The organism is Pseudomonas sp. Con_6, assembly GCF_059379395.1.
Map to the genome: position 1 here is coordinate 3,899,551 of NZ_CM182011.1, position 20,947 is coordinate 3,920,497.

The 20,947-nt window shown below is 62.2% G+C and carries 20 protein-coding genes; 11 read left to right on the forward strand and 9 right to left on the reverse strand.

Annotation, left to right across the window (positions count from 1 at the left end; translation table 11 throughout):
* Positions 1-131: 131 nt before the first annotated feature.
* A complete protein-coding gene (locus AC5QPF_RS17320; RefSeq protein WP_494959057.1) occupies positions 132-518 on the reverse strand; it encodes a hypothetical protein in 387 nt (128 codons plus the stop codon).
* Between the two features lie 478 nt (positions 519-996).
* On the opposite strand from AC5QPF_RS17320, the gene AC5QPF_RS17325 reads away from it, so the two are divergent.
* The 6 genes from AC5QPF_RS17325 to AC5QPF_RS17350 all read left to right on the forward strand — a co-directional run bounded on the left by AC5QPF_RS17325 (position 997) and on the right by AC5QPF_RS17350 (position 6,464).
* Complete coding sequence (locus AC5QPF_RS17325) at positions 997-2,259, forward strand: serine hydrolase (RefSeq protein ID WP_494959058.1); 1,263 nt, start codon at positions 997-999, stop codon at positions 2,257-2,259.
* 179 nt (positions 2,260-2,438) lie between these two features.
* A complete protein-coding gene (locus AC5QPF_RS17330) occupies positions 2,439-3,041 on the forward strand; it encodes a hypothetical protein (RefSeq protein ID WP_494959059.1) in 603 nt (200 codons plus the stop codon).
* 55 nt (positions 3,042-3,096) lie between these two features.
* Positions 3,097-3,462, forward strand: coding sequence for an avidin-fold protein (locus tag AC5QPF_RS17335; protein ID WP_494959060.1), 366 nt, complete (start codon positions 3,097-3,099; stop codon positions 3,460-3,462).
* 89 nt (positions 3,463-3,551) lie between these two features.
* Positions 3,552-4,408 (forward strand): IS5 family transposase gene (locus AC5QPF_RS17340; RefSeq protein ID WP_494959061.1). Its coding sequence is split into 2 segments (ribosomal slippage): positions 3,552-3,896 and positions 3,899-4,408, totalling 855 coding nucleotides; the frame shifts between segments, so codons are not numbered across the junction.
* Positions 4,409-4,674: 266 nt separating this feature from the next.
* A complete protein-coding gene (locus AC5QPF_RS17345; protein WP_494959062.1) occupies positions 4,675-5,526 on the forward strand; it encodes a hypothetical protein in 852 nt (283 codons plus the stop codon).
* Positions 5,523-6,464 carry a DUF1848 family protein gene (locus AC5QPF_RS17350; protein ID WP_494959063.1) on the forward strand — a complete coding sequence of 314 codons (942 nt, stop codon included), beginning with the start codon at positions 5,523-5,525 and terminating at the stop codon, positions 6,462-6,464. The genes AC5QPF_RS17345 and AC5QPF_RS17350 overlap by 4 nt, the downstream gene beginning before the upstream one ends.
* Positions 6,465-6,551: 87 nt before the next feature.
* Here the strand turns inward: AC5QPF_RS17350 and AC5QPF_RS17355 are convergent, their stop codons facing one another.
* From AC5QPF_RS17355 to AC5QPF_RS17380, 6 genes are all read right to left on the reverse strand, one after another.
* Positions 6,552-8,162: a gamma-glutamyltransferase gene (locus AC5QPF_RS17355; protein WP_494959064.1), complete on the reverse strand. Its 1,611-nt coding sequence runs from the start codon at positions 8,160-8,162 to the stop codon at positions 6,552-6,554.
* Between the two features lie 25 nt (positions 8,163-8,187).
* A complete protein-coding gene (locus AC5QPF_RS17360) occupies positions 8,188-9,276 on the reverse strand; it encodes an extracellular solute-binding protein (protein ID WP_494959065.1) in 1,089 nt (362 codons plus the stop codon).
* Positions 9,277-9,295: 19 nt separating this feature from the next.
* Positions 9,296-10,075, reverse strand: coding sequence for an ATP-binding cassette domain-containing protein (locus AC5QPF_RS17365; protein WP_494959066.1), 780 nt, complete (start codon positions 10,073-10,075; stop codon positions 9,296-9,298).
* 1 nt (position 10,076) lies between these two features.
* Positions 10,077-10,853 (reverse strand): ABC transporter permease subunit, encoded by a 777-nt coding sequence (locus tag AC5QPF_RS17370; protein WP_494959067.1) that lies wholly within the window; start codon positions 10,851-10,853, stop codon positions 10,077-10,079.
* A gap of 12 nt (positions 10,854-10,865) precedes the next feature.
* A complete protein-coding gene (locus tag AC5QPF_RS17375; RefSeq protein WP_494959068.1) occupies positions 10,866-11,672 on the reverse strand; it encodes a transporter substrate-binding domain-containing protein in 807 nt (268 codons plus the stop codon).
* A gap of 71 nt (positions 11,673-11,743) precedes the next feature.
* A complete protein-coding gene (locus AC5QPF_RS17380; protein WP_494959069.1) occupies positions 11,744-12,412 on the reverse strand; it encodes an FCD domain-containing protein in 669 nt (222 codons plus the stop codon).
* A 372-nt stretch (positions 12,413-12,784) separates the two neighbouring features.
* Between AC5QPF_RS17380 and AC5QPF_RS17385 the strand changes: the two genes are divergently transcribed.
* The 5 genes from AC5QPF_RS17385 (at position 12,785) to AC5QPF_RS17405 (ending at position 19,664) form a co-directional block, all read left to right on the forward strand.
* The gene (locus AC5QPF_RS17385) at positions 12,785-15,202 is read left to right on the forward strand and encodes a membrane-bound PQQ-dependent dehydrogenase, glucose/quinate/shikimate family (protein WP_494959070.1); all 2,418 of its coding nucleotides are present in this window, start codon (positions 12,785-12,787) and stop codon (positions 15,200-15,202) included.
* Positions 15,203-15,258: 56 nt separating this feature from the next.
* Entirely contained in the window at positions 15,259-16,527 is a 1,269-nt protein-coding gene (locus AC5QPF_RS17390) for a carbohydrate porin (protein WP_494959071.1), read from the forward strand.
* Between the two features lie 172 nt (positions 16,528-16,699).
* Positions 16,700-17,626, forward strand: coding sequence for a helix-turn-helix domain-containing protein (locus tag AC5QPF_RS17395; RefSeq protein ID WP_494959072.1), 927 nt, complete (start codon positions 16,700-16,702; stop codon positions 17,624-17,626).
* 110 nt (positions 17,627-17,736) lie between these two features.
* Positions 17,737-18,621: an arginase family protein gene (locus AC5QPF_RS17400; protein WP_494959073.1), complete on the forward strand. Its 885-nt coding sequence runs from the start codon at positions 17,737-17,739 to the stop codon at positions 18,619-18,621.
* A gap of 71 nt (positions 18,622-18,692) precedes the next feature.
* Positions 18,693-19,664, forward strand: coding sequence for a zinc-binding dehydrogenase (locus tag AC5QPF_RS17405; RefSeq protein WP_494959074.1), 972 nt, complete (start codon positions 18,693-18,695; stop codon positions 19,662-19,664).
* A gap of 3 nt (positions 19,665-19,667) precedes the next feature.
* Here the strand turns inward: AC5QPF_RS17405 and AC5QPF_RS17410 are convergent, their stop codons facing one another.
* Positions 19,668-20,006: an EthD domain-containing protein gene (locus tag AC5QPF_RS17410; RefSeq protein WP_494959075.1), complete on the reverse strand. Its 339-nt coding sequence runs from the start codon at positions 20,004-20,006 to the stop codon at positions 19,668-19,670.
* A gap of 67 nt (positions 20,007-20,073) precedes the next feature.
* Entirely contained in the window at positions 20,074-20,940 is an 867-nt protein-coding gene (locus tag AC5QPF_RS17415; protein WP_494959076.1) for a transporter, read from the reverse strand.
* Positions 20,941-20,947: the final 7 nt, after the last annotated feature.

Consider the following 20,947-nt stretch of genomic DNA (forward strand, 5'->3'; position numbering starts at 1 on the left):
CACACAAAATGTTAGCGCGCAAGGTATTGATGAGGATCATTGTCATCCGTCCAGCGGATGACTACCGTCAGGAAATACGGAGGTAGACCAGGCCGTGCAATAGTTGTAGGCCCAAGGATTTCAGCGGGTTGTCACTGCGTTAAATACGCCTGACGCGCGGCCGCCTTGATTTCTCCGTAGACCTTCTTCGATAGCAGCCGCTTGGCCTGGCGCACGAAGGCAGCCTGCAAGGAAAGGCGCATGTCGATCTCCTGCTGATGCCGGGCATCCTTCAGGCGGCGCTGCTCGCTGACCCGCTCGACCCGCAGCCCGGCGAGTTCCTTGCGACGCGCGATCATCGCGAAATGGATCCGGTGCATCCAGTCGGGATCCACCCGCTCGCGCTGCACATGGGCGTGATATCGCGCGGCCTTGATCTGTTGGCGCATGGAGGTGATCTCGGCCACCAGCACGGCTTCGCGTTCGAGCAGTTCACTCAAGGTGCGTGGACGGGTTTGTTCATCGATGGGGTTCATCACGGGCAACGCTCCCTGTTGGCTTTATTGCATTCCGACTGGTCGTTGCCCTGGGCATCCTTGCCCCGGAACGGGCGATCAGCCAATTCATGGGGGATCGCGAATGGCATGACCATTGCGCGCCGGGAGTTTATATAGCAGGTGATGGGACAATGTGCATGCCAATGAGCGCCTGCCTTTCACTGACCTTGGAGCTGGCTTCGAGTGTTGCATTGGCTCGCGGCCAAATCTAATCCGAATGGCTGTATTTCAGGATGATGCCAGGCCGTACCATGCCCAACCTGTAGGAGCTGGCTTGCCTGCGAAGGACCGCGCTAGCGGTCCCAGATGCCAGTGAGGTCCGGGACCGCTGTGCGGTCCTTCGCGGGCAAGCCTCGCACCTACGACAGCCATGCAAAGTCAGTTGAATGGGAGTTGGGTCATGAAACAGAACCGGATACACCGTGTCGTTACCGTTTCCCTCGTCTGCACCGGATTGACCATGTCCGCCAGCGCCTTCAGCAACCAGACATACCCCAACGCACAAGACAGCGACCCGGCGAAGATGGCCTGGATGGTCGGCTCACCCCCGCCACCCGACCGCCAGATCCGCTTCGACGACGGCAGCTACTTCCGCTTCCCGCAGATGCGCTGGAGCGTCGCCAACTTCCGCCAGCTGATGCCCACCATCAACGTTTCCCGCGGCCTGGGCGCCCCGTCACCGCTGGAGTCCGCGACGGATGCCGGGATCGACAAGGTCAGTTTCACGCCACTCGGTGGCACCACGCCGATGACCTGGCAAGACGCGCTGCAGGCCAACTACACCGACGGCATCGTCGTGTTGCACAAGGGCCGGGTGGTGTACGAGCGCTACTTCGGCGTGCTCACGCCGCAGGGCCAGCATGCCGGTATGTCGATCACCAAGACCTTCACCGGCACCCTCGCCGCCGCCCTGGTGGCCGAAGGAAAACTGGACCCCGAGCGCAGGGTGGTCGAGTACGTACCTGAGCTGGGCAAATCGGCCTTCGGCAGCGCCACGGTGCGGCAGTTGATGGACATGACCACCGGCATCCGCTTCAGCGAGAACTACGCCGATCCCAAGGCCGAGGTCTGGGCCCACGCCGCTGCCGGCAATCCGTTGCCCAAGCCCAAGGACTACACCGGCCCGCGTTCCTACTACGAATTCCTGCAGACTGTGCAGGCCGAAGGCGTTCACGGCGAAGCCTTCCATTACCGCACCGCCAACGCCGACGCCCTTGGCTGGGTGATTGCGCGGGCCAGCGGCAAGAATGTCGCGCAACTGCTCAGCGAACGGATCTGGAGCAAGCTCGGCGCCGAGCAGGACGCCTACATGACCGTGGATTCCACCGGCACGCCGTTCGCCGGCGGCGGTTTGAATGCCGGCCTGCGCGACCTGGCCCGCTTCGGCGAGATGATCCGCGACGACGGTCGCTACAACGGCCAGCAGGTTTTGCCCAAGGCGGCCATCGACGATATCCGCCGGGGCGGCAGCCGGGAGGCGTTCGTCAATGCGGGGTATCCGCTGCTGAAGGGCTGGAGCTATCGGGATATGTGGTGGCACAGCCATAACGAGCACGGGGCGTTCATGGCGCGGGGGGTGTTCGGGCAGTCGTTGTATATCGATCCGAAGGCGGAAATGGTGATTGCGCGGTTTGCCAGTCATCCGGTGGCGGCGAATGCGGCGAACGATGTCACGTCGTTGCCGGCCTACGCGGCGGTGGCGGAGTACCTGATGACGCGTTGAAACAGGCTAGACACGAAATCCAAAAGGCTGCGTCGGGCTATTGATGGAGGGCTGCGTCCCAACGCTTGATACCTGGCGCCCCCGTCTGGCAAATCGCCAAAGCGCTGCCAACCTCTCTTGCGCCTGACCAATGGCAATATGACAGCAAGCAGGCGATCCACTCGCGAGGGAGGCGGGAAATGAACGAGCAGGAAGCGACAGACCTCTTCAACAATCGCGTACTACCAGCATTCACGCGGGAATATCCCAACATCGACGTCCCGTATTTCTTTGTCGACAACAGCGCAGACATCGACGGTACTGGCGGCGTCGGTATCGTCGGCCTGACCCAGGGTGCCTGCCAGCAATCCGACTACTTCGTCAGGTTCGCCATCGCCCACGAGACGGCCCACGGCGTCGTCTACCGGGAGCACGAGAAACAGGGCACCCACTGCCCGCAAGCCGAAGGCATCTCGCGCAAGAAACATGAAGCCTGGGCTGACCTCATCGCGACCAAGGTGCTGATCGACTGGCTTCCTGAACTGTGGGCATCGGTGCATGCCAACATCGACCTGATGCCGAACATCCTCGGGCCAGCGGTGGAGACCCACCCTTCGGGAGCAACCCGGGTCAGGTTGATGAAGGAGTTCGTCACAGCCTACAGCCAGGCGGGAATCCCGGCCTCTCCCGGCTTCTTCAGCATGCTGTTCTGCTGTTTCGGCAAGAGACCGGTGGGCACAGCGCAGGCGAAGCGAGACGCCTTCGAAGCCGCCTTCAGGAAAATCGAGACGGCAAACCTATGACGCACTGCGTAGCGTAGTATCGGCGGCCCAGTCCGGGCCACCAAGGAATGTCCCCATGAACGTTGACGCCACCCCGCTCCACCAGCGCCTGCACAACCGCCGCTTCGCCGTCGCCGCCAATGCCAGCGGCCTCTCCGGCACGGGCACAGTGTTCCATTACCTGGTCGATGGGGACGGGATTTCCAGCGCCTACCAGGGCGGGCGGATCCGCATCGGCAACCAGGTGGGCCGGGTAACGGGGCCGGATACGATCGAGCTGCTGTTCCAGTGCCTGACCATGGAAGGCGAAATGCTTGCCGGTTGGTCGCGTGGCACGGTGGGGAGCGATGAAGCCGGGCGTACGACGTTGAGCTTTGTCTGGGGCTGGTTGTCGGGCGCCACGGGCGGTGGCGAGTCGAGTTATGTGGAGATCGAAGCCTAGGCTCTGTATGAAAACCTTTGAAATTCCGCCAACGCCCCAGTCCGCCTGAGTTTCCGTAGAGTTCTGCCTTTTCAGCGCGGAGCTCTGCCATGCCCAAACAGCGATACGAAATCTCCGACGCCGACTGGGAGCTGGTCGCAGACCTCTTCAATACGCCCCGCCGCACGGGGCGCCCGCGTACCGATGACCGATTGATGCTTAACGGCGTGTTCTGGGTGCTTTGCTCCGGCGCAACCTGGCGAGACATGCCTGAGCGATATGGCCCCTGGTCCACGGTTTACCAGCGATTTCGGGATTGGCGAAATCAGGGCACGTTCAACAAGATGCTCAAGCGAATGCACGTCAGACTCAATGCACAAGGGCTGATCGATCTGGATACCTGGTGCATTGACTCAACGGCAGTCAAAGCGACCCGGGCCTCATCTGGAGCAGGCCAAAAAGGGGGGCGGAAGAACCAGCGGACTACCCGCTTGGGCGAAGTCGCGCAGGGTTAACAACGAAAATTCACATGGTCTGCGACGCCCGAGGTGTGCCTTTGCACTTCACTCTATCTGGTGGACAAGCCAGCGACATCTCCCATGCCCAACCGCTACTTGATGGTGTCCAGGTGTCTACCGGCTGGGGCAGACCTCGCAAGCGGTGCCGCAAACTCGTAGCTGACAAGGGTTACGACGCTGAATCGCTCAGGAAGTATTGCGATCGCTATCGCATGCAGCCTGTCATCCCTTACCGAATCATGAAGCGCAAGCCGAAGCCCGGTCTACCGCGGTTATTCGATAAGCCAAAGTACCGAGAGCGCAACGTCATCGAGCGCCTATTTGGCTGGTTGAAAGAGCACCGCCGACTGGCCACGCGTTACTGCAAGCTCGCAACAAGTTATGCGGCCATGGTCACATTGGCCTGCTGCCGGCGGTGTTTACGACATCTCTTTTCGTACAGTGCCTAGGAGTCGATGGACCGTAAAATGGCACCTCACTGTGCTAAGAGCCAGCCTAAAAACAAACATTACAGAATTGAGTAACAAAGACTGGAGCTTTCTCATATAGGCAATTAGGAGAATATCCCTAATCCACCTGCATGTGAGACACGGGAACACAACCAAGGCTTAAACCTATCGATAATCGTTAGCAAATACAAAGATTTACGATAGTGGCTTTCTGTCATCTATTGATGTATTTTGCATTCTCCGTATACACAAGGAGAAGTGAAATCATGAACTATGATGGGAATTTTGTAGTCAGCCTACTTGACAGCTTCCACGTCTCATTTGAAGAAAACAGAAGCACATGGTGTGAAATTTCAGGGACAAGCCCTGAAGGACACAACTACAAAAGATGGTCTTACCAGAAACTTTACACTCTTAGATACTTCCCGGCTTACTATCTTGAGTACTGCGTACTGGCCGAAGAACTAAATGACCGCCTAAAAAACCATCAACAGAAAATTACTGTTGCGTCTTTTGGCTGCGGCATCTGCGCAGATTATTTTGCACTTCAAGACAACTTAGAAGGCATAGCCTTTGACTATGTAGGTTACGACATCTTTAAATGGACGCAGAAAAAACTAATCCCTCGAACCACGGGATCTAACTTCTCCTTCAATCACTTCACGACAGACAGCTTCAAGAATGGAGACTTAGATGATATCGATGTATTCTTCTTCCCCAAATCAATTGGGGACATTCAAGCCGGTGGCGGCCTAGAACACCTCGCAAACGTAATTTCTTCCACAACCAAGAAACGGATATTCTTTTTAAATTCTTACGTCTCCAATGGGAGCGAGACAAAGTCAGAAAACGCAGGGTACTTTCAATTAGTTCATGACAAACTAACCAGCGCCGGATTTAAAACTAGCGATGATGTAGGCGGCTCACGCTGGCTTGGTGATGAGTTCGGTGACGGTCTGAAAAAAGTTTGTTCAGACTTCAATTACCCTGAAGAGTATTTCATTAGCTGTTCTCAACAGGGGAAATTTCCGAGATGCTCTAGTTGTGGTGTTGTAAAGCGCCCCGTCATGACCAACCGATTCATGGATTTTAATCTTTTGGAGTACTCTCGGCCATGATTATCAGCGCGAGCCGTCGCACTGACATACCGGCATTTTATTCTGACTGGTTTAGAAACCGTATTGAGCAAGGTTTTTTATTGACTCGCAACCCCTTTAACTACCATCAAATCTCCCAGATTTCTTTAGAACCGCAAGATGTAGAAGCTATAGTTTTCTGGACAAGAAACCCCAAAAACTTCACAGAGACGCTTGATGCGTTAGATAAAAAAGGGTTTCGCTATTATTTTCAATATACAATAACGGGGTATCCACGCTCAATCGAGCGATCAGTACCCAGACCTATTGATGCCATCAAAACGTTTATTGACTTGAGTGAGCGGATTGGTTTTGGCAGGGTAATATGGCGATATGATCCTATTCTATTGTCAAACCTTGTAGATATCGATGAGCACATGCGCCTTTTCAGCAAAATCGCCGGAATGCTGGCTGGCCGTACAGATTGCGTGGTAATCAGCTTTGCTGACTTCTACAAGAAGACAAGCATAAATCTTGCGAAAGTCCCTAATTTGATTTGCTCCGACTTGTTAGAGCAGCAAAACCAGCTGTTCACTCTGGCAGACTTCATGTGTAAAACGGCACAAAATTATGGCATGCAGATTCAAAGCTGCGCCGAAGACATAGATCTAACTACGATTGGCATTCCCCATGGGAAGTGCATCGACGACCAGCGTCTAAAGACTCTATTTAACATCAACGCAAAAGCAGCAAAGGACTCCGGGCAGCGCCCTGCGTGCGGGTGCATTAAAAGTGTGGACATCGGCATTTATAACACTTGCCTACATGGGTGCTCTTATTGCTATGCCACGTTCGATCACGAAAAAACCATAACTCAACGCCAACGACATGACCCGCAAAGCCCATTCTTGATAGGTGGTACAGAGGGAGTTCCGGAAGAACTACTATCCAAAAAACCTTCTCAGACAAGTCTTTTTTGAGGTTCTACTTCAAACTTAGGTGCGTAGTATGCATATCGGATTACCTGAAAAAAAGAGCAGATCTAAGCGGTCTGCTCTCTGTCTACCTCACCACCCCCCAACACAAGAATCCGCCCTCGGCTCCACCCCCCCACACAAAACCCCACTCCCCCCATCCCGCAAAATAATCTGCCCCCGCCCATACTCCGTAAGATCACTAACCACAACCACCTCATGCCCCCGCCTTACCAACGCATTCACCAAATCCCGCGAAGCCCCCTGCTCCACCCCCACCTTCATCCCCCCAAGCCACTGCCACCGTGGCGCATCCAGGGCCGCCTGCGGGTTCAACCCGAAATCCACCATATTCATCACCATCTGCACATGCCCCTGCGGCTGCATATACCCCCCCATCACCCCAAACGGCCCCAGCGCTTCCCCGTCCTTGGTCAGGAACCCGGGAATGATTGTGTGAAAGGTCTTCTTCCCTGGCACCAGGCAATTCACATGCGCCGAATCCAGGCTGAATTCCTGCCCCCGATTCTGCAAAGCGATCCCACTGTTGGGCAGCACCGTCCCCGACCCGAACCCGTGATAGTTGCTCTGGATAAACGAAACCATGTTCCCCTCCCCATCCGCCGTGGCCAGGTACACCGTGCCACTTGCATGAGGATCCCCGGGCTTCGGCGCCTGCGCCTGCTCGCCGATCTGCGCTCGCCGCCGCCGCGCATAGTCATCGCTGAGCAGCGCCTCCACCGCCACCCGCATATGCGCCGGATCGGTGATGTAGTGCAGCCCATCGCTATACGCCAGCTTCATCGCCTCCAGTTGCCGGTGCCAGGTCTGCTGGCTATCCCGATGATCGAACTGGAACCCTTCGAGGATCTTCAGCGCCATCAACGCCACCAGACCCTGCCCGCTCGGCGGGATTTGCCAGACATCCACCCCGCGATAGTTGATATGGATCGGATCCACCCATTGCGCGCGGTAGTCCTGCAAATCACTGGCCCGCAGGTAACCGCCAGTAGCACGCGAGTGGGCATCGAGCCGTTCAGCGATCGCCCCGCGATAGAAACTCTCACACCGGGTCGCTGCCAATTCCTCAAGGGTCTCGGCCTGCGTAGGATTGCGGAACATCTCCCCAGGCTGCGGCACCCGCCCATCAATCAGGAAGGTCTCGAACCACGCTTCCAGCACCCCATCCCGATGCGGCGAAAACTCGTTGAACGCCACCTGCCACTGATGCGCAACCACCGGCGACACCGGAAACCCTTCCCGCGCCAGCCGAATCGCCGGCTGCAGCAACTCGGCGAACGGCAACTTGCCAAACCGCGCGGACAACTCGGCCCAGGCCGACGGGCACCCCGGCACCGTCACCGGCGTCCAGCCGTACAACGGCATCTCCCCATGCCCAGCCGCCTTGACCGCTTCGATACTCAAGGCCGCTGGCGCTTGTCCATTGCCAGCGAGGCCGTGCAGCTTGTTCTGGGTCCAGACCAGGGCAAAGGCGTCACCACCAATGCCACAACCGGTCGGCTCCACCACCGTCGCCGCCGCGGCCGTGGCGATGGCGGCGTCGATGGCGTTGCCCCCCTTCTGCATGATCTCGATTCCCGCCTGGGCCGACAGCGGCTGCGAGGTGGCGACCATGCCGCGCCGGGCATAGACCACCTGGCGCTGGGAAGGATAGGGATATTCGTGAGCGGAAAATTTCAACATGACTGGCTCTCTTCTACTCAGGGATTCATTGGCCCGACTTGACCCGGTTCCATTCCCGGGTCATCAGGCGCTGGATGTTTTCCGGCAGGTCGGCGGAGACGAAGGTGTGGGCGATGACGTCATCACCGGGGTAGATGCCCGGGTTGCCGCTGACCTTGGGGTCCATCAGCGCCGTGGCGTCCTTGTTGGCGTTGGCGTAGCCGACGTAGTCGCTGACCGGGGCGATCACGTCGGGGCGCAGCAGGTAGTCGATCAGGGCATGGGCGTTGCCGACATTGCCGGCGTCCTTGGGGATGGCGAGCATGTCGAACCAGAGGTTCACGCCTTCCTTGGGCATCAGGTAGCGGATGTCGATGGCCTTGCCGCTTTCTCGCGCGCGGGTCTGGGCCTGCATGACGTCGCCGGAGTAGCCGATGGCGACGCAGATATCGCCGTTGGCGAGGTCGGCGGTGTACTTCGAGGAGTTGAAGTAGGTCACCGAGGGGCGCAGTTGCATCAGCCGTTTCGAGGCTTGCTTGTAGTCCTCGGGGCGGGTGCTGTTGGGGTCCAGGCCGAGGTAGAGCATGACCTGGGGAATGATCTTCACCGGCGCGTCGAGGAAGGCGACGCCGCAGCCCTTGAGCTTTTCCAGGTTGCCGGGCTCGAAGACCATGGCCCAGGAATCCAGCACCGCGTCCTTGCCGAGCACGGCGCGGACCTTGGCTTCGTTGTAGCCGACGCCCACGGTGCCCCACATGTAGGGCACGGCGTAGCGGTTGCCGGGGTCGGCGGCTTCCAGGCGTTGCATCAGCCGTGGGTCGAGGTGGTTCCAGTGTGGCAGCAGTTCGCGTTGCAGCGGCTGGTAAGCGCCGGCGCGGATCTGCTTGGAAAGGAACTGGCTGGACGGCACCACCACGTCGTAGCCGGAATGCCCGGAGAGCAGCTTGGCTTCGAGCATTTCGTTGGTGTCGAAGACGTCGTAGCGGACCTTGATGGCGCTGTCCTTCTCGAACTGCGCCAGGGTGTCCGGGCCGATGTAGTCGGACCAGTTGTACACCTTCACTTCCCCGGCGGCCTGCACCGCGGGCATGACAATGGCGCAGCACAGCGCCGTGAACAGACTCGTTGAACGCATGACGGATTCCTTCGAAGGATCAAAGCACGCGGCTGAGAAACGCCCGGGTACGCGGATGGCTGGGGTGGTTGAAGATCTGTTCCGGCGGGCCCTGCTCGATCAGCTCGCCCTGGTCGAGGACGACGACGCGGTCGGCGACCTCCTTGGCGAAGCCCATTTCGTGGGTGACCACGACCATGGTCATGCCCTCCTCGGCCAGCTCCTTCATCACCTGCAGCACCTCGCCGACGATCTCCGGGTCGAGGGCGCTGGTGGGTTCGTCGAAGAGCATGGCCTGGGGCTTCATCGCCAGGGCGCGGGCGATGGCCACGCGCTGTTGCTGGCCGCCAGAGAGCATCGACGGGTAGTGGTCGCCCTTGTCCGCCAGGCCGACCCGCGCCAGCAGGCGCCGGGCCTGCTCCAGCGCTTCGGCGCGGGAGACGCCTAGGACCTGGGTCGGCGCTTCGATGATGTTTTCCAGGGCGGTCATGTGCGGGAACAGGTTGAAGCGCTGGAAGACCATGCCGATGTCGCGGCGCTGGCGGGCGATATTGCGTTCGGAGTCGCGCACCAGGCTGCCGTCGGCACGCTCGCGGTAGCCCATGGCGTGGCCGTTGACGCGGATGCGCCCGCCCTGGATGTCTTCCAGCAGGTTGATGCAGCGGATGAAGGTGGTCTTGCCCGAGCCGGAAGCGCCGATCAGCACCACCACTTCGCCACGGCGCACCTGCAGCGATACGCCCTTGAGTATCTGCAAGGCGCCGAAGGACTTGTGGATGCCCAGTGCCTCGATGACCAGTTCTTCGCTTTTCTGTGCCATCTCAGCGTCCTCTCAGCAGTTTCAGGGTGCCACGGCCGAACATGCGGCTGGCCGCCGGTGGTGGCGCGGAAGGCCGGTCGGACTGGCCGAAGCGGTTTTCCAGCCAGCGCTGGAAGAAGCCCCACAGGGTGGTGAGCAGCAGGAAGTAGATGGCGACCACCAGGTACAGCTCGAACACGCGGAAGGTCGCCGAGGTGACCATCTGGGTGCTGAGCAGCAGCTCCTGCACGCCGATCACGCTGACCAGGGTGGTGTTCTTCAGCATCACGTTGAACTCGTTGCCGATCGGCGGAACGATCACGCGGAAGGCCTGGGGCAGCACAATGCGCCGCATCAGCTTGCCGAAGGTCATGCCCAGGGAACGCCCGGCCTCGTACTGGCCCTTGTCCACCGCGCCGATGCCGGCACGGATGATCTCGGACATGTAGGCGCCTTCATTGAGGCCCAGGGCAATGATCGCCGCCTGGATATTGCCCGGCACCACCAGGCCGAACAGCTGGATGTCCTCGAAACGGAAGATCCCGCCCGCCGCCAGGGCGGTGTAGAGAAAGACGATCTGCACCAGCAGCGGTGTGCCGCGCATCAGCCATACGTAGAAGCGCACCGGCCATTGCAGCAGCGGATTGGTCGACAGCCGCAGCAGCGCCGCCGCCAGCCCCAGCACGCAGCCCAAGGCCATGGCCAGCACGCTGATCAGGCAGGTCAGCCACAGTCCGGTGAGGTACACGCCGCTGGGTTGCAGCAGGTATTGCCAGAACACGTCCCAGTTGAAGTTCATCGGTCATATCCCTCAATCCAGGGTGTCGCTGCTGACGTGCCAGGTACTCAACAGCCGGGCGTAGCTGCCGTCGGCGCGCATGGCGTCGATGATCTGCTGCACGGCGGCGGTCAGTTGCGGGTCGTCCTTGCGCATGCCCAGGCCAGTGAGGATGCGGCTGAAGGCCGGCACGCCTTCCTCGAACAGGTCCGGGGCCATGGCGGCGTAGTAGCCGGCGGTTTCCACGGTGGTGCCGTAGGCGTCCACCTGGTTGATGCGCAGGGCCTGGAAGGCGTCGGTGTCGGTGTTGTAGACCACCACCTTCATCGGTGGCTTGCCGGCCTTGGCCAGGGATTCGTTGTGGGCGTCGAGCAGGGTCTTGATGGTGGAGCCGTTGAGCACCGCCACCCTGTGTCCGGAGAGGTCGTCGAGGGTCTTGAGGGACTTGGGATTGCCCTTGGGCACCACCACCGCCTGGCTGGAATACATGTAGTTGACGATATCGATGACCTGGCGCCGCTCGGGCTTGTCGAACAGTTGGTCGACGATCATGTCGCACTGCCCGGCCAGCAGCGCCGGGACCAGGCCGGAGAACGGGATCACCCGCCATTGCACCTGTTTGTTGTCCAGGCGCCTGGCGATTTCCAGGCCGAGGTCGACGGTCAGGCCGCGGGGCTTCTGGGCTTCGTCGAAGGAAACCAGGGGCGGCGAGTCCATCCCCGAGCAGTAGGTGAGTTTCTCGGCTGTCTTCAGGCGATCCGGCACCGTGGGCGCGGCGGCGGCCCATTGGGTGCAGCAGGCGAGGGAAACAGCGACCAGCAAGGCGCGACGTAAATGCATGACCAGACACTCCACTTCGTTAGGTAACGGCAGGATTCAAAGTCAACACTTGGGCGGGTTCGGACCCGCCTCTATTTTTCCGATTGCAGAAACTGGATCAGCGCAGGAACGGTCCCCTCGATATGCTCGCGCACCACGGCTTCGGCCTGCGCCGCATCACCGGAGCGGATCGCATCGAGGATCACCGCATGTTCCTCACGGGCGCTGAGGGGTTTGTCACCGTGCTGCAACCACAGGCGCATCGGCGCCTCGACCAGCGAGTACAGCGCGGAAATCTGTTTCATCAGCCGCGGCCGGCCGCTGAGGCTGCACAGGTATTCGTGGAAGGCGCGGTGGCGGCGGACCCACTGCGCCGACTCGTCGCGGTAGTCGTCCATCTCGTCGAGCATGCGTTCCAGTGCGGCCAGCTGACGCTCGCCAATGCGCGGCACGGCCACCCGCACCGCCAGCCCTTCGAGCGCACTGCGCATCTCGAACACTTCATGCAGTTCCTCGATATCCAGGCCACTGACCACCGCACCGCGGTTGGGCCGCAGCGTCACCAGCCCTTGGGCATCGAGACGGCGGAACGCCTCGCGTACCGGCATGCGGCTCATGCCGATCTCGCTGGCGATGTCCTCGGCGATCAGGCGGTCACCCTTGCGGTAGCGGCCGCAGCAGATGGCTTCGAGAAGAAAGTTGTAGGCCTCTTCCTCGGCGGTCTGCGGCTGGCGTTCGACGTAAACGGGGGCGAATTGCATGAAGAATCACCTTTTGTATTTTTGTATCCAATTATCCATGGATACGAAAAAGCAGGATGTGTGCCAGTTCATTCGAATGACAGGCAAGCGATTGATACGGATGGAAAAGGCCAGAAAAGCCGGTGCAGGACGCACAGGCGGCGCACAACCCGGTGCTACCGAATCGCCCACTACGCGCCCTGAAAGCGTGCATCGCGGTATCCCGGTAACAGCCCCCGTTCACAAGGAGCTCGCGGCATTCACGAGCTACGCTCAATCCAGAAAATCCCGACAATCCCCGTCGGCTTTTTCACATTCGACCTTTGAACTATCTGGTTAATTAGCTAGCTAAGCGTATAATCGCTTCCGCATTCACACAGCGAGATACCTGGCATGACCCCTCAACCTCAGGCCTCTGGCCTAAGCAAATTCATCCTGATCGGGCTGGGCGTGATCGTCGCCCTGCTCGGCCTGCTCCTGGCCGCAGGCGGCATCCGCCTGACCACCCTGGGCGGCAGTTGGTACTTCCTGATCGGCGGCGCCGCCATGGCCATCGCCGGCATCCTGATCGCCCTGCGCAAGCCGGCCGGTGCCTGGCTGTACGCGGCCTTCCTGGTCGGCACCGCCGTCTGGGCCCTGGCCGACACCGACCGCAGCTTCTGGCCGATGTTCTCGCGCCTGTTCATGTTCAGCGTGATCGGTGTGGTGGTGGCCCTGGTCTACCCGACGCTCAAGCGCGCCGCAGGCGCCAGCGCCGGTCGCGGTGCCTACGGCATCGCCGGGGTGCTGGCGATCGCCGTGGTCGTGGCGGTGGTCAACATGTTCCTCCCCCACCCGAGCGTGCCGGCCACCGGCAAGGGCCCTGGCCTGACCAAGGTCGATCCGGCCAACGCGCAGAAGGACTGGGCCCACTACGGCAACACCGAGGGCGGCAGCCGCTTCGCCGCGCTGGACCAGATCAACCGCGACACCGTAGGCAAGCTGCAAGTGGCCTGGACCTACCACACCGGTGACGTCGCCCTCAGCGACGGCAACGGCGCGGAAGACCAGCTGACCCCGCTGCAGATCGGCAACAAGGTGTTCATCTGCACCCCGCACAACAACCTGATCGCCCTCGACGCCGACAGCGGCAAGCAGCTTTGGAAGAACGAGATCAACGCCCAGTCCAAGGTCTGGCAGCGTTGCCGTGGCATGGCCTATTTCGACGCCACCCAGCCGGTGGTGCAGCCAAGCCAGCCGAACAGCTCGGCGGTGATCGCCGCCGTCGTACCGGCCGGCGCCAACTGCCAGCGTCGCCTGCTGACCAACACCATCGACGCTCGCCTGATCGCGGTAGACGCCGATACCGGCGAGTTCTGCCAGGGCTTCGGCAACAACGGCCAGGTCGACCTGAAAGCCGGCCTCGGTGACGTACCGGATTCCTACTACCAGCTGTCCTCGGCTCCGCTGATGGCCGGCACCACCGTGGTGGTCGGCGGGCGTGTCGCCGACAACGTACAGACCGACATGCCCGGCGGCGTGATCCGCGGCTTCGACGTCATCACCGGCGCCATGCGCTGGGCCTTCGATCCGGGCAACCCGCAAGACAAGCAGTTGCCGGCCGACGGCAGCACCTACGTGCGCAGCACGCCCAACAGTTGGGCGCCGATGTCCTACGACGCGGCGATGAACACCGTGTTCCTGCCGATGGGCAGCTCGTCCACCGACATCTACGGTGCCGAGCGCACCGCGCTGAACCACAAGTACGGCGCCTCGGTGCTGGCCGTCGACGCCAGCACCGGCGCCGAGAAGTGGGTCTACCAGACCGTGCACAACGACCTCTGGGACTTCGACCTGCCGATGCAGCCAAGCCTGATCGATTTCACCAAGGACGACGGCAACACCGTGCCCGCCCTGGTGATCGGTACCAAGGCCGGGCAGATCTTCGTGCTCGACCGCGCCACCGGCCAGCCGCTGACCAAGGTCGAGGAAGTCCCGGTCAAGGCCGCGGGTATCCCCAACGAGCAGTACTCGCCAACCCAGCCCAAATCCGTGGGCATGCCGCAGATCGGCGCACAGACCCTGACCGAGTCGGACATGTGGGGCGCCACCCCGTATGACCAACTGCTGTGCCGCATCGACTTCAAGAAGATGCGCTACGACGGCCTGTACACCGCGCCGGGCACCGACCTGTCGCTGAGCTTCCCGGGCTCCCTGGGCGGCATGAACTGGGGCAGCCTGTCCACCGATCCGGTGCATGGCTTCATCTTCGTCAACGACATGCGCCTGGGCCTGTGGATCCAGATGATCCCGTCGGCGAACAAGGGCCAGGCCGCCGGTGGTGGCGAGGCGCTGAACACCGGCATGGGCGCGGTACCGCTGAAAGGCACGCCGTATGCGGTGAACAAGAACCGCTTCCTGTCGGTGGCCGGCATTCCGTGCCAGGCGCCGCCGTACGGCACCCTGACCGCCATCGATATGAAAACCCGCCAGGTCGCCTGGCAGGTGCCGGTGGGTACCGTGGAAGACACCGGTCCCCTGGGCATCCGCATGCACCTGCCACTGCCGATCGGCCTGCCGACCCTCGGTGGCACCCTGTCGACCCAGGGTGGCCTGGTGTTCATCGCCGGTACCCAGGACTTCTACCTGCGCGCCTTCGACAGTGGCAACGGCAAGGAAATCTGGAAAGCCCGCCTGCCAGTCGGCAGCCAGGGCGGCCCGATGACCTACGTGTCGCCGAAGACCGGCAAGCAGTACGTGGTCATCACCGCCGGTGGTGCCCGCCAGTCCACCGATCGCGGTGACTACGTGATCGCCTACGCCCTGCCTTGATCCCCTCCAGCGCCCGCCTTCGCGGCGGGCGCTCGCTTTATCCCGGAAATACCGACATGCCTGTTTACCCGCGTTACCTTCCCCTGGCGCTGCTGGGCGCTTGCCTGACACCTGCCCTCGCCTGCGCCGCCTCCTTCGACGACTCGACCCTGACCGGTGACTGGGGCGGCCTGCGCCACCAGCTCGATGCCGACGGCATCCGCTTCACCGGCGACTACAGCGGCGAGACCGTGTACAACGCCGACGGCGGCCTCAAGCGCTCGGCGCGTTACTCGCAGAACCTCAAGCTTGGCGTGCGTTTCGACCTGGAGAAACTGCTGCAGAGCGAGAATGCCGGCGTGGTCCAGCTGACCGTCAACGACCGTCGTGGCAACGACGGCTCCGGCGACCTGGTGGGCAACCGCCTGCCGTTGCAGGAAAACTACGGCGGCCTGTACACCCGCCTTACCGAACTCAGCTACGAGCGCACGCTGTTCACCCCCGCGCTGGACGTCAAGCTCGGCTACATGGCCATGGGCAACGATCTGGGCGGCCTCGACAGCGGCATCCTGTGCAACTTCATGAACGCCGGTTTCTGCGGGCATCCGCTGAACATGTCCGGCGGCAGCGGCTGGACCAACTACCCCAATGCGCGGCTTGGCGTGCGGCTGAAGTACAGCTTCGACCCGGCCTGGCAGCTGCGCGTGGCGGCCTTTGCCGTGGACCCGGAAAGCAACGGCAACTCCAGTCGCGCCTGGCATGTCACGCCCAAGCACAAGACCGGGACCGTGGTGCCGGTGGAGTTGATCTACAAGAAGCTCGACGGGCTACCGGGCGAGTACAAGGTCGGCTGGTACTACGACAGCTCCGACGCCAAGCGCATCGGCAGCGACGACGAGGTCGCCGGCCGTGGCGGTCACTACCTGCTGCTGGACCAGGCCGTGTGGCAGGCCGGCGACCTGCCGGGGCAGCAACTGCATGTGTTCGGCCAGGCCTCGGCGGCCAGTTCGGCGGCGTCGCCGTTCAGCAAGTGGTACAGCGTTGGGGTGGTGCTCAAGCAGCCGTTCGCCAGCCGTCCGGCTGATACCGTGGCGCTTGGTTTCGGCCGCGCCGTGCCCAACCCGCGCAGCCGCGAGGTCCAGGAAAACGCCGCGCTGGCCAATGGCGAGGAGTTCCCGAGCCTGGGCAATGCCGAGCGCCTGGTGGAGCTGAGCTATGGCTACCAGGCCACGCCGTGGCTGGTGCTGCGGCCGGATGTGCAGTACATCATGGAGCCGGGGGCGTTCTCCGGGACTGATATCGACAATGCGCTGGTGGTGGGGTTGCAGGTGAAGGCTACGCTGTAACCTGCTTTGCCGTTGATGGCACAACACATCACTCATTGATTTAGCAGGGACGGTGTGGGGATTCACCGGGACGCCGGACCGCCGCGATTGGGAGCGAAGCGGCCACAAGTACCCCAACCCCACCCGTACCTGATATCGTGCCCACCGAGCCCTCTCTCTCGCGTATCCCGCCATGACCCTCCTCTTCCCCACCCCTGATCTCGGCGCCAGGGAACGCTTCGACTACTGGCAGGACGTCATTGCCGCCCAATTCGTCCCCTCCATCAACCGGCAACTGAGCGACGACTGTTTCGACGGTTCGCTGACCTCGGTGACCAAAGGCGGCGTGACCTTCTCGCGGATCCGCTCGCTGCCCGTCGAGTACGCCCGCCAGCGGCGCGATGACGCCATCGACTCGTTCTTCGTCTCCCTGAGTTTCTGCAGCGAAGCCCATGTGCAGCAGGGCGACCGGCTGTCCAGGCAAGGGCCGGGGGATATCGTCCTGTACGACAGTGCCCGCCCCTTCACCGCATCCTTTCCCAAGGGCGACGACCAGATCGTGCTGGGCGTACCACGGGCGTTGATGCTGCAGCACATCCCCGATGTCGAGCGGTACCTCAACCGCACCCTGGAAAGCCACACGCCCCTGGCCGGCCTCGCCCGCACACTGGTGGAGACCTGCAACAGCCAGGAAACCTCGCCGGCCATCAGCGAACGACTCAACGGCGCATTGCTCGACGTCCTCTCGGGCGCCTACGAGGCCGCGTTCGGCACCCAAGGGTCGGCGACCGAACGACGCCATGAACAGCAGGTAGAACGGGTCAAGCACTTCCTCCTGGCCAACCTGGCCCGCACCGACCTGAGCGTGGACAGCATCGCCGCAGCGAACCACCTGTCGTCGCGTAGCCTGAGCCGGATCTTCGCGGCAGAGGATTCCACCGTCATGCGCTGGCTCTGGCAACAGCGCCTGGCAGCGAGCCACGCCGGGCTGGTCAGCGGGCGTTTCCAGCAGGTCAGCGTGGCGGCGCTGAGCTGCGGCTTCAGCAACCTCTCGCACTTCAGCAAAGCCTTCAAACAGGCCTACGGCATCACCCCGCAACAGCTGCTGAACGGCGCCTGAGCGCCAACTGGCGACGCCAGCACAACCATTGGCCGGCACGACAAAGCGGCCACCCGCCCCATCGCGCAGCATGAACGCCCAGCTTTCAACCGCTACCCGATGGTGACCTGATGAGCACTCCCCAGGACAAGACCCTGCGCCTGCTGTTTCCCCAATGGCAAGGCGGCAACAACCCGCCCTACTTCTTCGGCGCGCAATTGCTCGCCTGGCTGGCGCCCGCCGCCGACGGCCCGGTCGAGCACGTGCCGGTGATCGAGCCCGACCAGCAGCCATTGCCCCTGGAAGACGGCATCGTCGGCCGCTCGGCGCTGCTACGGCAGTTACACGATGCCCGCCGACTGATCGACCGGCACCAGCCCGACCGCCTGGTGGTGCTCGGTGGCGACTGCCTGGTGGACCTGGCGCCCTTCGCCTACCTGAACGAGCGCTATGACGGTGATCTCGCCGTGCTCTGGGTGGACGCCCACCCGGATGTGATGACCCCCGCCGACTTCCGTCACGCCCACGCCATGGTCCTCGGCAACCTGCTGGGCGAAGGCGACGGCGCGTTCACCGAGGCGGTGCAGCGGCCGCTGAAGCCTGCCAACGTCATGTACGCCGGATTGCAGCAGACCCTGCCGGTGGAAACCGCGACCTTGCAACGCCTGGGCCTGCGCAGTGCCGGCCCGGCGGACCTGGCCCACAGCAGCGAGCCGGTGCTGCAATGGCTGCGCGAGACCGGCGCCCGGTACCTGGCAATCCACCTCGACCTCGATGTACTGGACCCGACCCTGTTCCGCTCCCTGCTCTTCGCCGAGCCGAACATCGCAACTGACACCTATGACGGCGTGGCCCAGGGAAAGATGACCATGGAACAGGTCATCCGCCTGCTCGCCGATGTCGCCGCCGCCGTCGATGTGGTGGGTATCGGTATCGCCGAGCACCTGCCATGGGATGCGCTGGCGATGAAGAACATGCTGGCGCGCTTGCCATTGCTGGGTAATCCGCAGCGCTGAATCCGCACAGACCTCCCTCCTCAAGGCGCTCCCAGGAGCGCCTTGCCGTTTCTCCCCCTCAGGAAACCACGATGAAAGCACTCGTAGCGACTCGCTTCGGCGCTCCCGCCGAAATGACTCTCGAAGACCGTCCCATGCCAACCCTCAAGTCCGGCCATAGCCTGGTGAAAATCCATGCCGCCACGGTCAACCCACTGTCCAGCCTGGTGCGCTCGGGCATCGTTGCGGCTGCCATGGCCCCCGTGGTGCTGAGCAACGACGGTGCCGGCGTTATAGAGGACAGCGCCCGCTTCCCGCGCGGCACGCCGGTGGCGATCTACGGCGGCGCACAGTTGGGCATCCGCGAGGATGGCCTGCAGCAGCAATGGGCTGTGATCGAGGACAAGCGCCTCTTCGAACTGCCGGACAACATCGACCTCGACGAAGGCGCGGCCCTGCCCATCAACTACGTCACGGCCTACCAGGCACTGACCCGCGCCGGCCAGGTGAAGCCGGGCCAGCGGGTGCTGGTGTCGGGCGCCTCCGGTGCGCTTGGTCATGCGCTGGTGCAGACCGCCCGGGCTCTTGGAGCGGTACCCGTCGGCATTGTTTCCAGCACGCGGAAGGTGCCATATGCCCTGCGCTCCGGCGCGGCCAGGGTGATCGACCTGTCCAGCGAATCGTTGAAGGAAGGAGTCCTGGCGGCCACCGATGGCCAAGGTGCCGACCTGGCCTTCGACCCGGTCGGCGGTGAGTTGCTGGGTCAATTGGTGCGCGCGCTGCGGCCCCGTGGCGCCCTGGTCTCGATCGGCTTCGTCGGCGGCATGTCCGCAAGCATCGACGTAGCCGACCTGGTGATCGAGGAAAAGCGCATCCTCGGCTACGACGCCTGGCTGGAAACCGACGAGGACGTAGCGGCGGCCTTCACCGCGATCCACGGCTTCGTCGCCAAGGGCCTGCTGCGGCCGCTGATCGACAGCCGCTACGCCCTTGAAGACCACGCGGCGGCCTATGCGCGCCTGGCATCGCGGGAAGCCACGGGCAGCATCCTGCTCAAGCCCTGAGCCTCAGCCCGGGTACACCGTCCGGGGCGTCACGGCCAGGGTGATCATGCTGTCGAAATCGATGAAGCGCTCGCTGTCGGCCGCCACCGCGGCCAGCCGCGTGGTGTGCGCGGCATCCTCCTCGCTGAGGTAGGTGTAGATCGACAGCGCGTCATACACCGTGGGGCCGGCATTGCAGGCGATACCGCCGATCTGCGCCACGGCGCTGGCCGGGCATTGCACATAGCTGACCAGGCCACGGGCCTCACGGATCATGACTTCGCGATGGGCTTCGTAGAGGGTATCGAAGGCCTCGCGATCGAGGCCGGGCTTGCGGCGAAAGAGAAATGCGATGGTAAACATCCCGACCCGCTCCTTTGCGGTGGTTCAAAGAGAAATGCCCCCGCCAGGCGGGGGCACGTTGTGTTGCTCAGAACGCGTGAACGAAGCGCACCCGGGCACCGCGGGTCTCGAAGGCGTTGTCGACCTTGATGTCCTGGATGTACTCGACCTGCACGTTGTCCTGCCGGGTCAGTTGCTTGGCCAGGCCGAAGGCCACGGTCTGCACCTTCGAGCGGTCGTCCTGGTCGACGCCGCCCAACTCCGTCTCGCCGCCGCTGGCCCAGGTGTACTTGGCCGAGGCCCATAGCGTCGGGGTCAGGTTGTAGGCATAGATGGCCTGGGCACTCCAGACCTTGTCCTTCTTCTGGGTCTGTCCGAGGTAGTCGTCGTTGCGCCCGAAGAAGTCCACGGCGGCGATCAGGTCCACCGTGGTGTTCTCGCCAAAGCCCTTGGTCATGCCGAACTCGGCGGTGTAGCTCCAGCGATTGCTGCCCAGGCTGGTGCCCGGACGCTCGTCGTTGTAGTTGCCGGTGGGCACGGTGACGTAGGGGGTGAAGGCGATCCAGGTCTTGCTGGCCGGGTCGTTCACGAACCAGAACGAACTGAGCAGGATCATGTCGCCCATGCTGCTGCGCCGGTCATCCAGCGCGCCGGGCAGGTTCACGTTGAGCTGGCCCATGGGCAGGATGATCTGCGGGTCGATGATCATCCCGCCGACTTCCATGAAGTGCACGTAGCGAGCAATCAGCAGGTCGGAAGAAAAGTCCGCGCCGATGTCCTTGCCATTCGCCACGTAGGTGTTGGCCTGTTTGTGGGTGTAGTAGCCCACGGCAAGGTCCACGCCTGCCGGGGCGGCGATGTAGTCCCGGGCCATGGCGTCGCCAGCGGCCTGTGCAGGGATGGAAAGGGACAACAGGAGAGCGACGCCGGAAACCTTGAGGAGTGTGTTGTTCATTGGGCAC

Bases quoted from the DNA above. Each gene is read 5' to 3' on its own strand.
- AC5QPF_RS17325 (WP_494959058.1), top strand. From the start codon at position 997: ATGTCCGCCAGCGCCTTCAGCAACCAGACATACCCCAACGCACAAGAC.
- AC5QPF_RS17330 (WP_494959059.1), top strand. From the start codon at position 2,439: ATGAACGAGCAGGAAGCGACAGACCTCTTCAACAATCGCGTACTACCA.
- AC5QPF_RS17335 (WP_494959060.1), top strand. From the start codon at position 3,097: ATGAACGTTGACGCCACCCCGCTCCACCAGCGCCTGCACAACCGCCGC.
- AC5QPF_RS17345 (WP_494959062.1), top strand. From the start codon at position 4,675: ATGAACTATGATGGGAATTTTGTAGTCAGCCTACTTGACAGCTTCCAC.
- AC5QPF_RS17350 (WP_494959063.1), top strand. From the start codon at position 5,523: ATGATTATCAGCGCGAGCCGTCGCACTGACATACCGGCATTTTATTCT.
- AC5QPF_RS17355 (WP_494959064.1), bottom strand. From the start codon at position 8,162: ATGTTGAAATTTTCCGCTCACGAATATCCCTATCCTTCCCAGCGCCAG.
- AC5QPF_RS17360 (WP_494959065.1), bottom strand. From the start codon at position 9,276: ATGCGTTCAACGAGTCTGTTCACGGCGCTGTGCTGCGCCATTGTCATG.
- AC5QPF_RS17365 (WP_494959066.1), bottom strand. From the start codon at position 10,075: ATGGCACAGAAAAGCGAAGAACTGGTCATCGAGGCACTGGGCATCCAC.
- AC5QPF_RS17370 (WP_494959067.1), bottom strand. From the start codon at position 10,853: ATGAACTTCAACTGGGACGTGTTCTGGCAATACCTGCTGCAACCCAGC.
- AC5QPF_RS17375 (WP_494959068.1), bottom strand. From the start codon at position 11,672: ATGCATTTACGTCGCGCCTTGCTGGTCGCTGTTTCCCTCGCCTGCTGC.
- AC5QPF_RS17380 (WP_494959069.1), bottom strand. From the start codon at position 12,412: ATGCAATTCGCCCCCGTTTACGTCGAACGCCAGCCGCAGACCGCCGAG.
- AC5QPF_RS17385 (WP_494959070.1), top strand. From the start codon at position 12,785: ATGACCCCTCAACCTCAGGCCTCTGGCCTAAGCAAATTCATCCTGATC.
- AC5QPF_RS17390 (WP_494959071.1), top strand. From the start codon at position 15,259: ATGCCTGTTTACCCGCGTTACCTTCCCCTGGCGCTGCTGGGCGCTTGC.
- AC5QPF_RS17395 (WP_494959072.1), top strand. From the start codon at position 16,700: ATGACCCTCCTCTTCCCCACCCCTGATCTCGGCGCCAGGGAACGCTTC.
- AC5QPF_RS17400 (WP_494959073.1), top strand. From the start codon at position 17,737: ATGAGCACTCCCCAGGACAAGACCCTGCGCCTGCTGTTTCCCCAATGG.
- AC5QPF_RS17405 (WP_494959074.1), top strand. From the start codon at position 18,693: ATGAAAGCACTCGTAGCGACTCGCTTCGGCGCTCCCGCCGAAATGACT.
- AC5QPF_RS17410 (WP_494959075.1), bottom strand. From the start codon at position 20,006: ATGTTTACCATCGCATTTCTCTTTCGCCGCAAGCCCGGCCTCGATCGC.
- AC5QPF_RS17415 (WP_494959076.1), bottom strand. From the start codon at position 20,940: ATGAACAACACACTCCTCAAGGTTTCCGGCGTCGCTCTCCTGTTGTCC.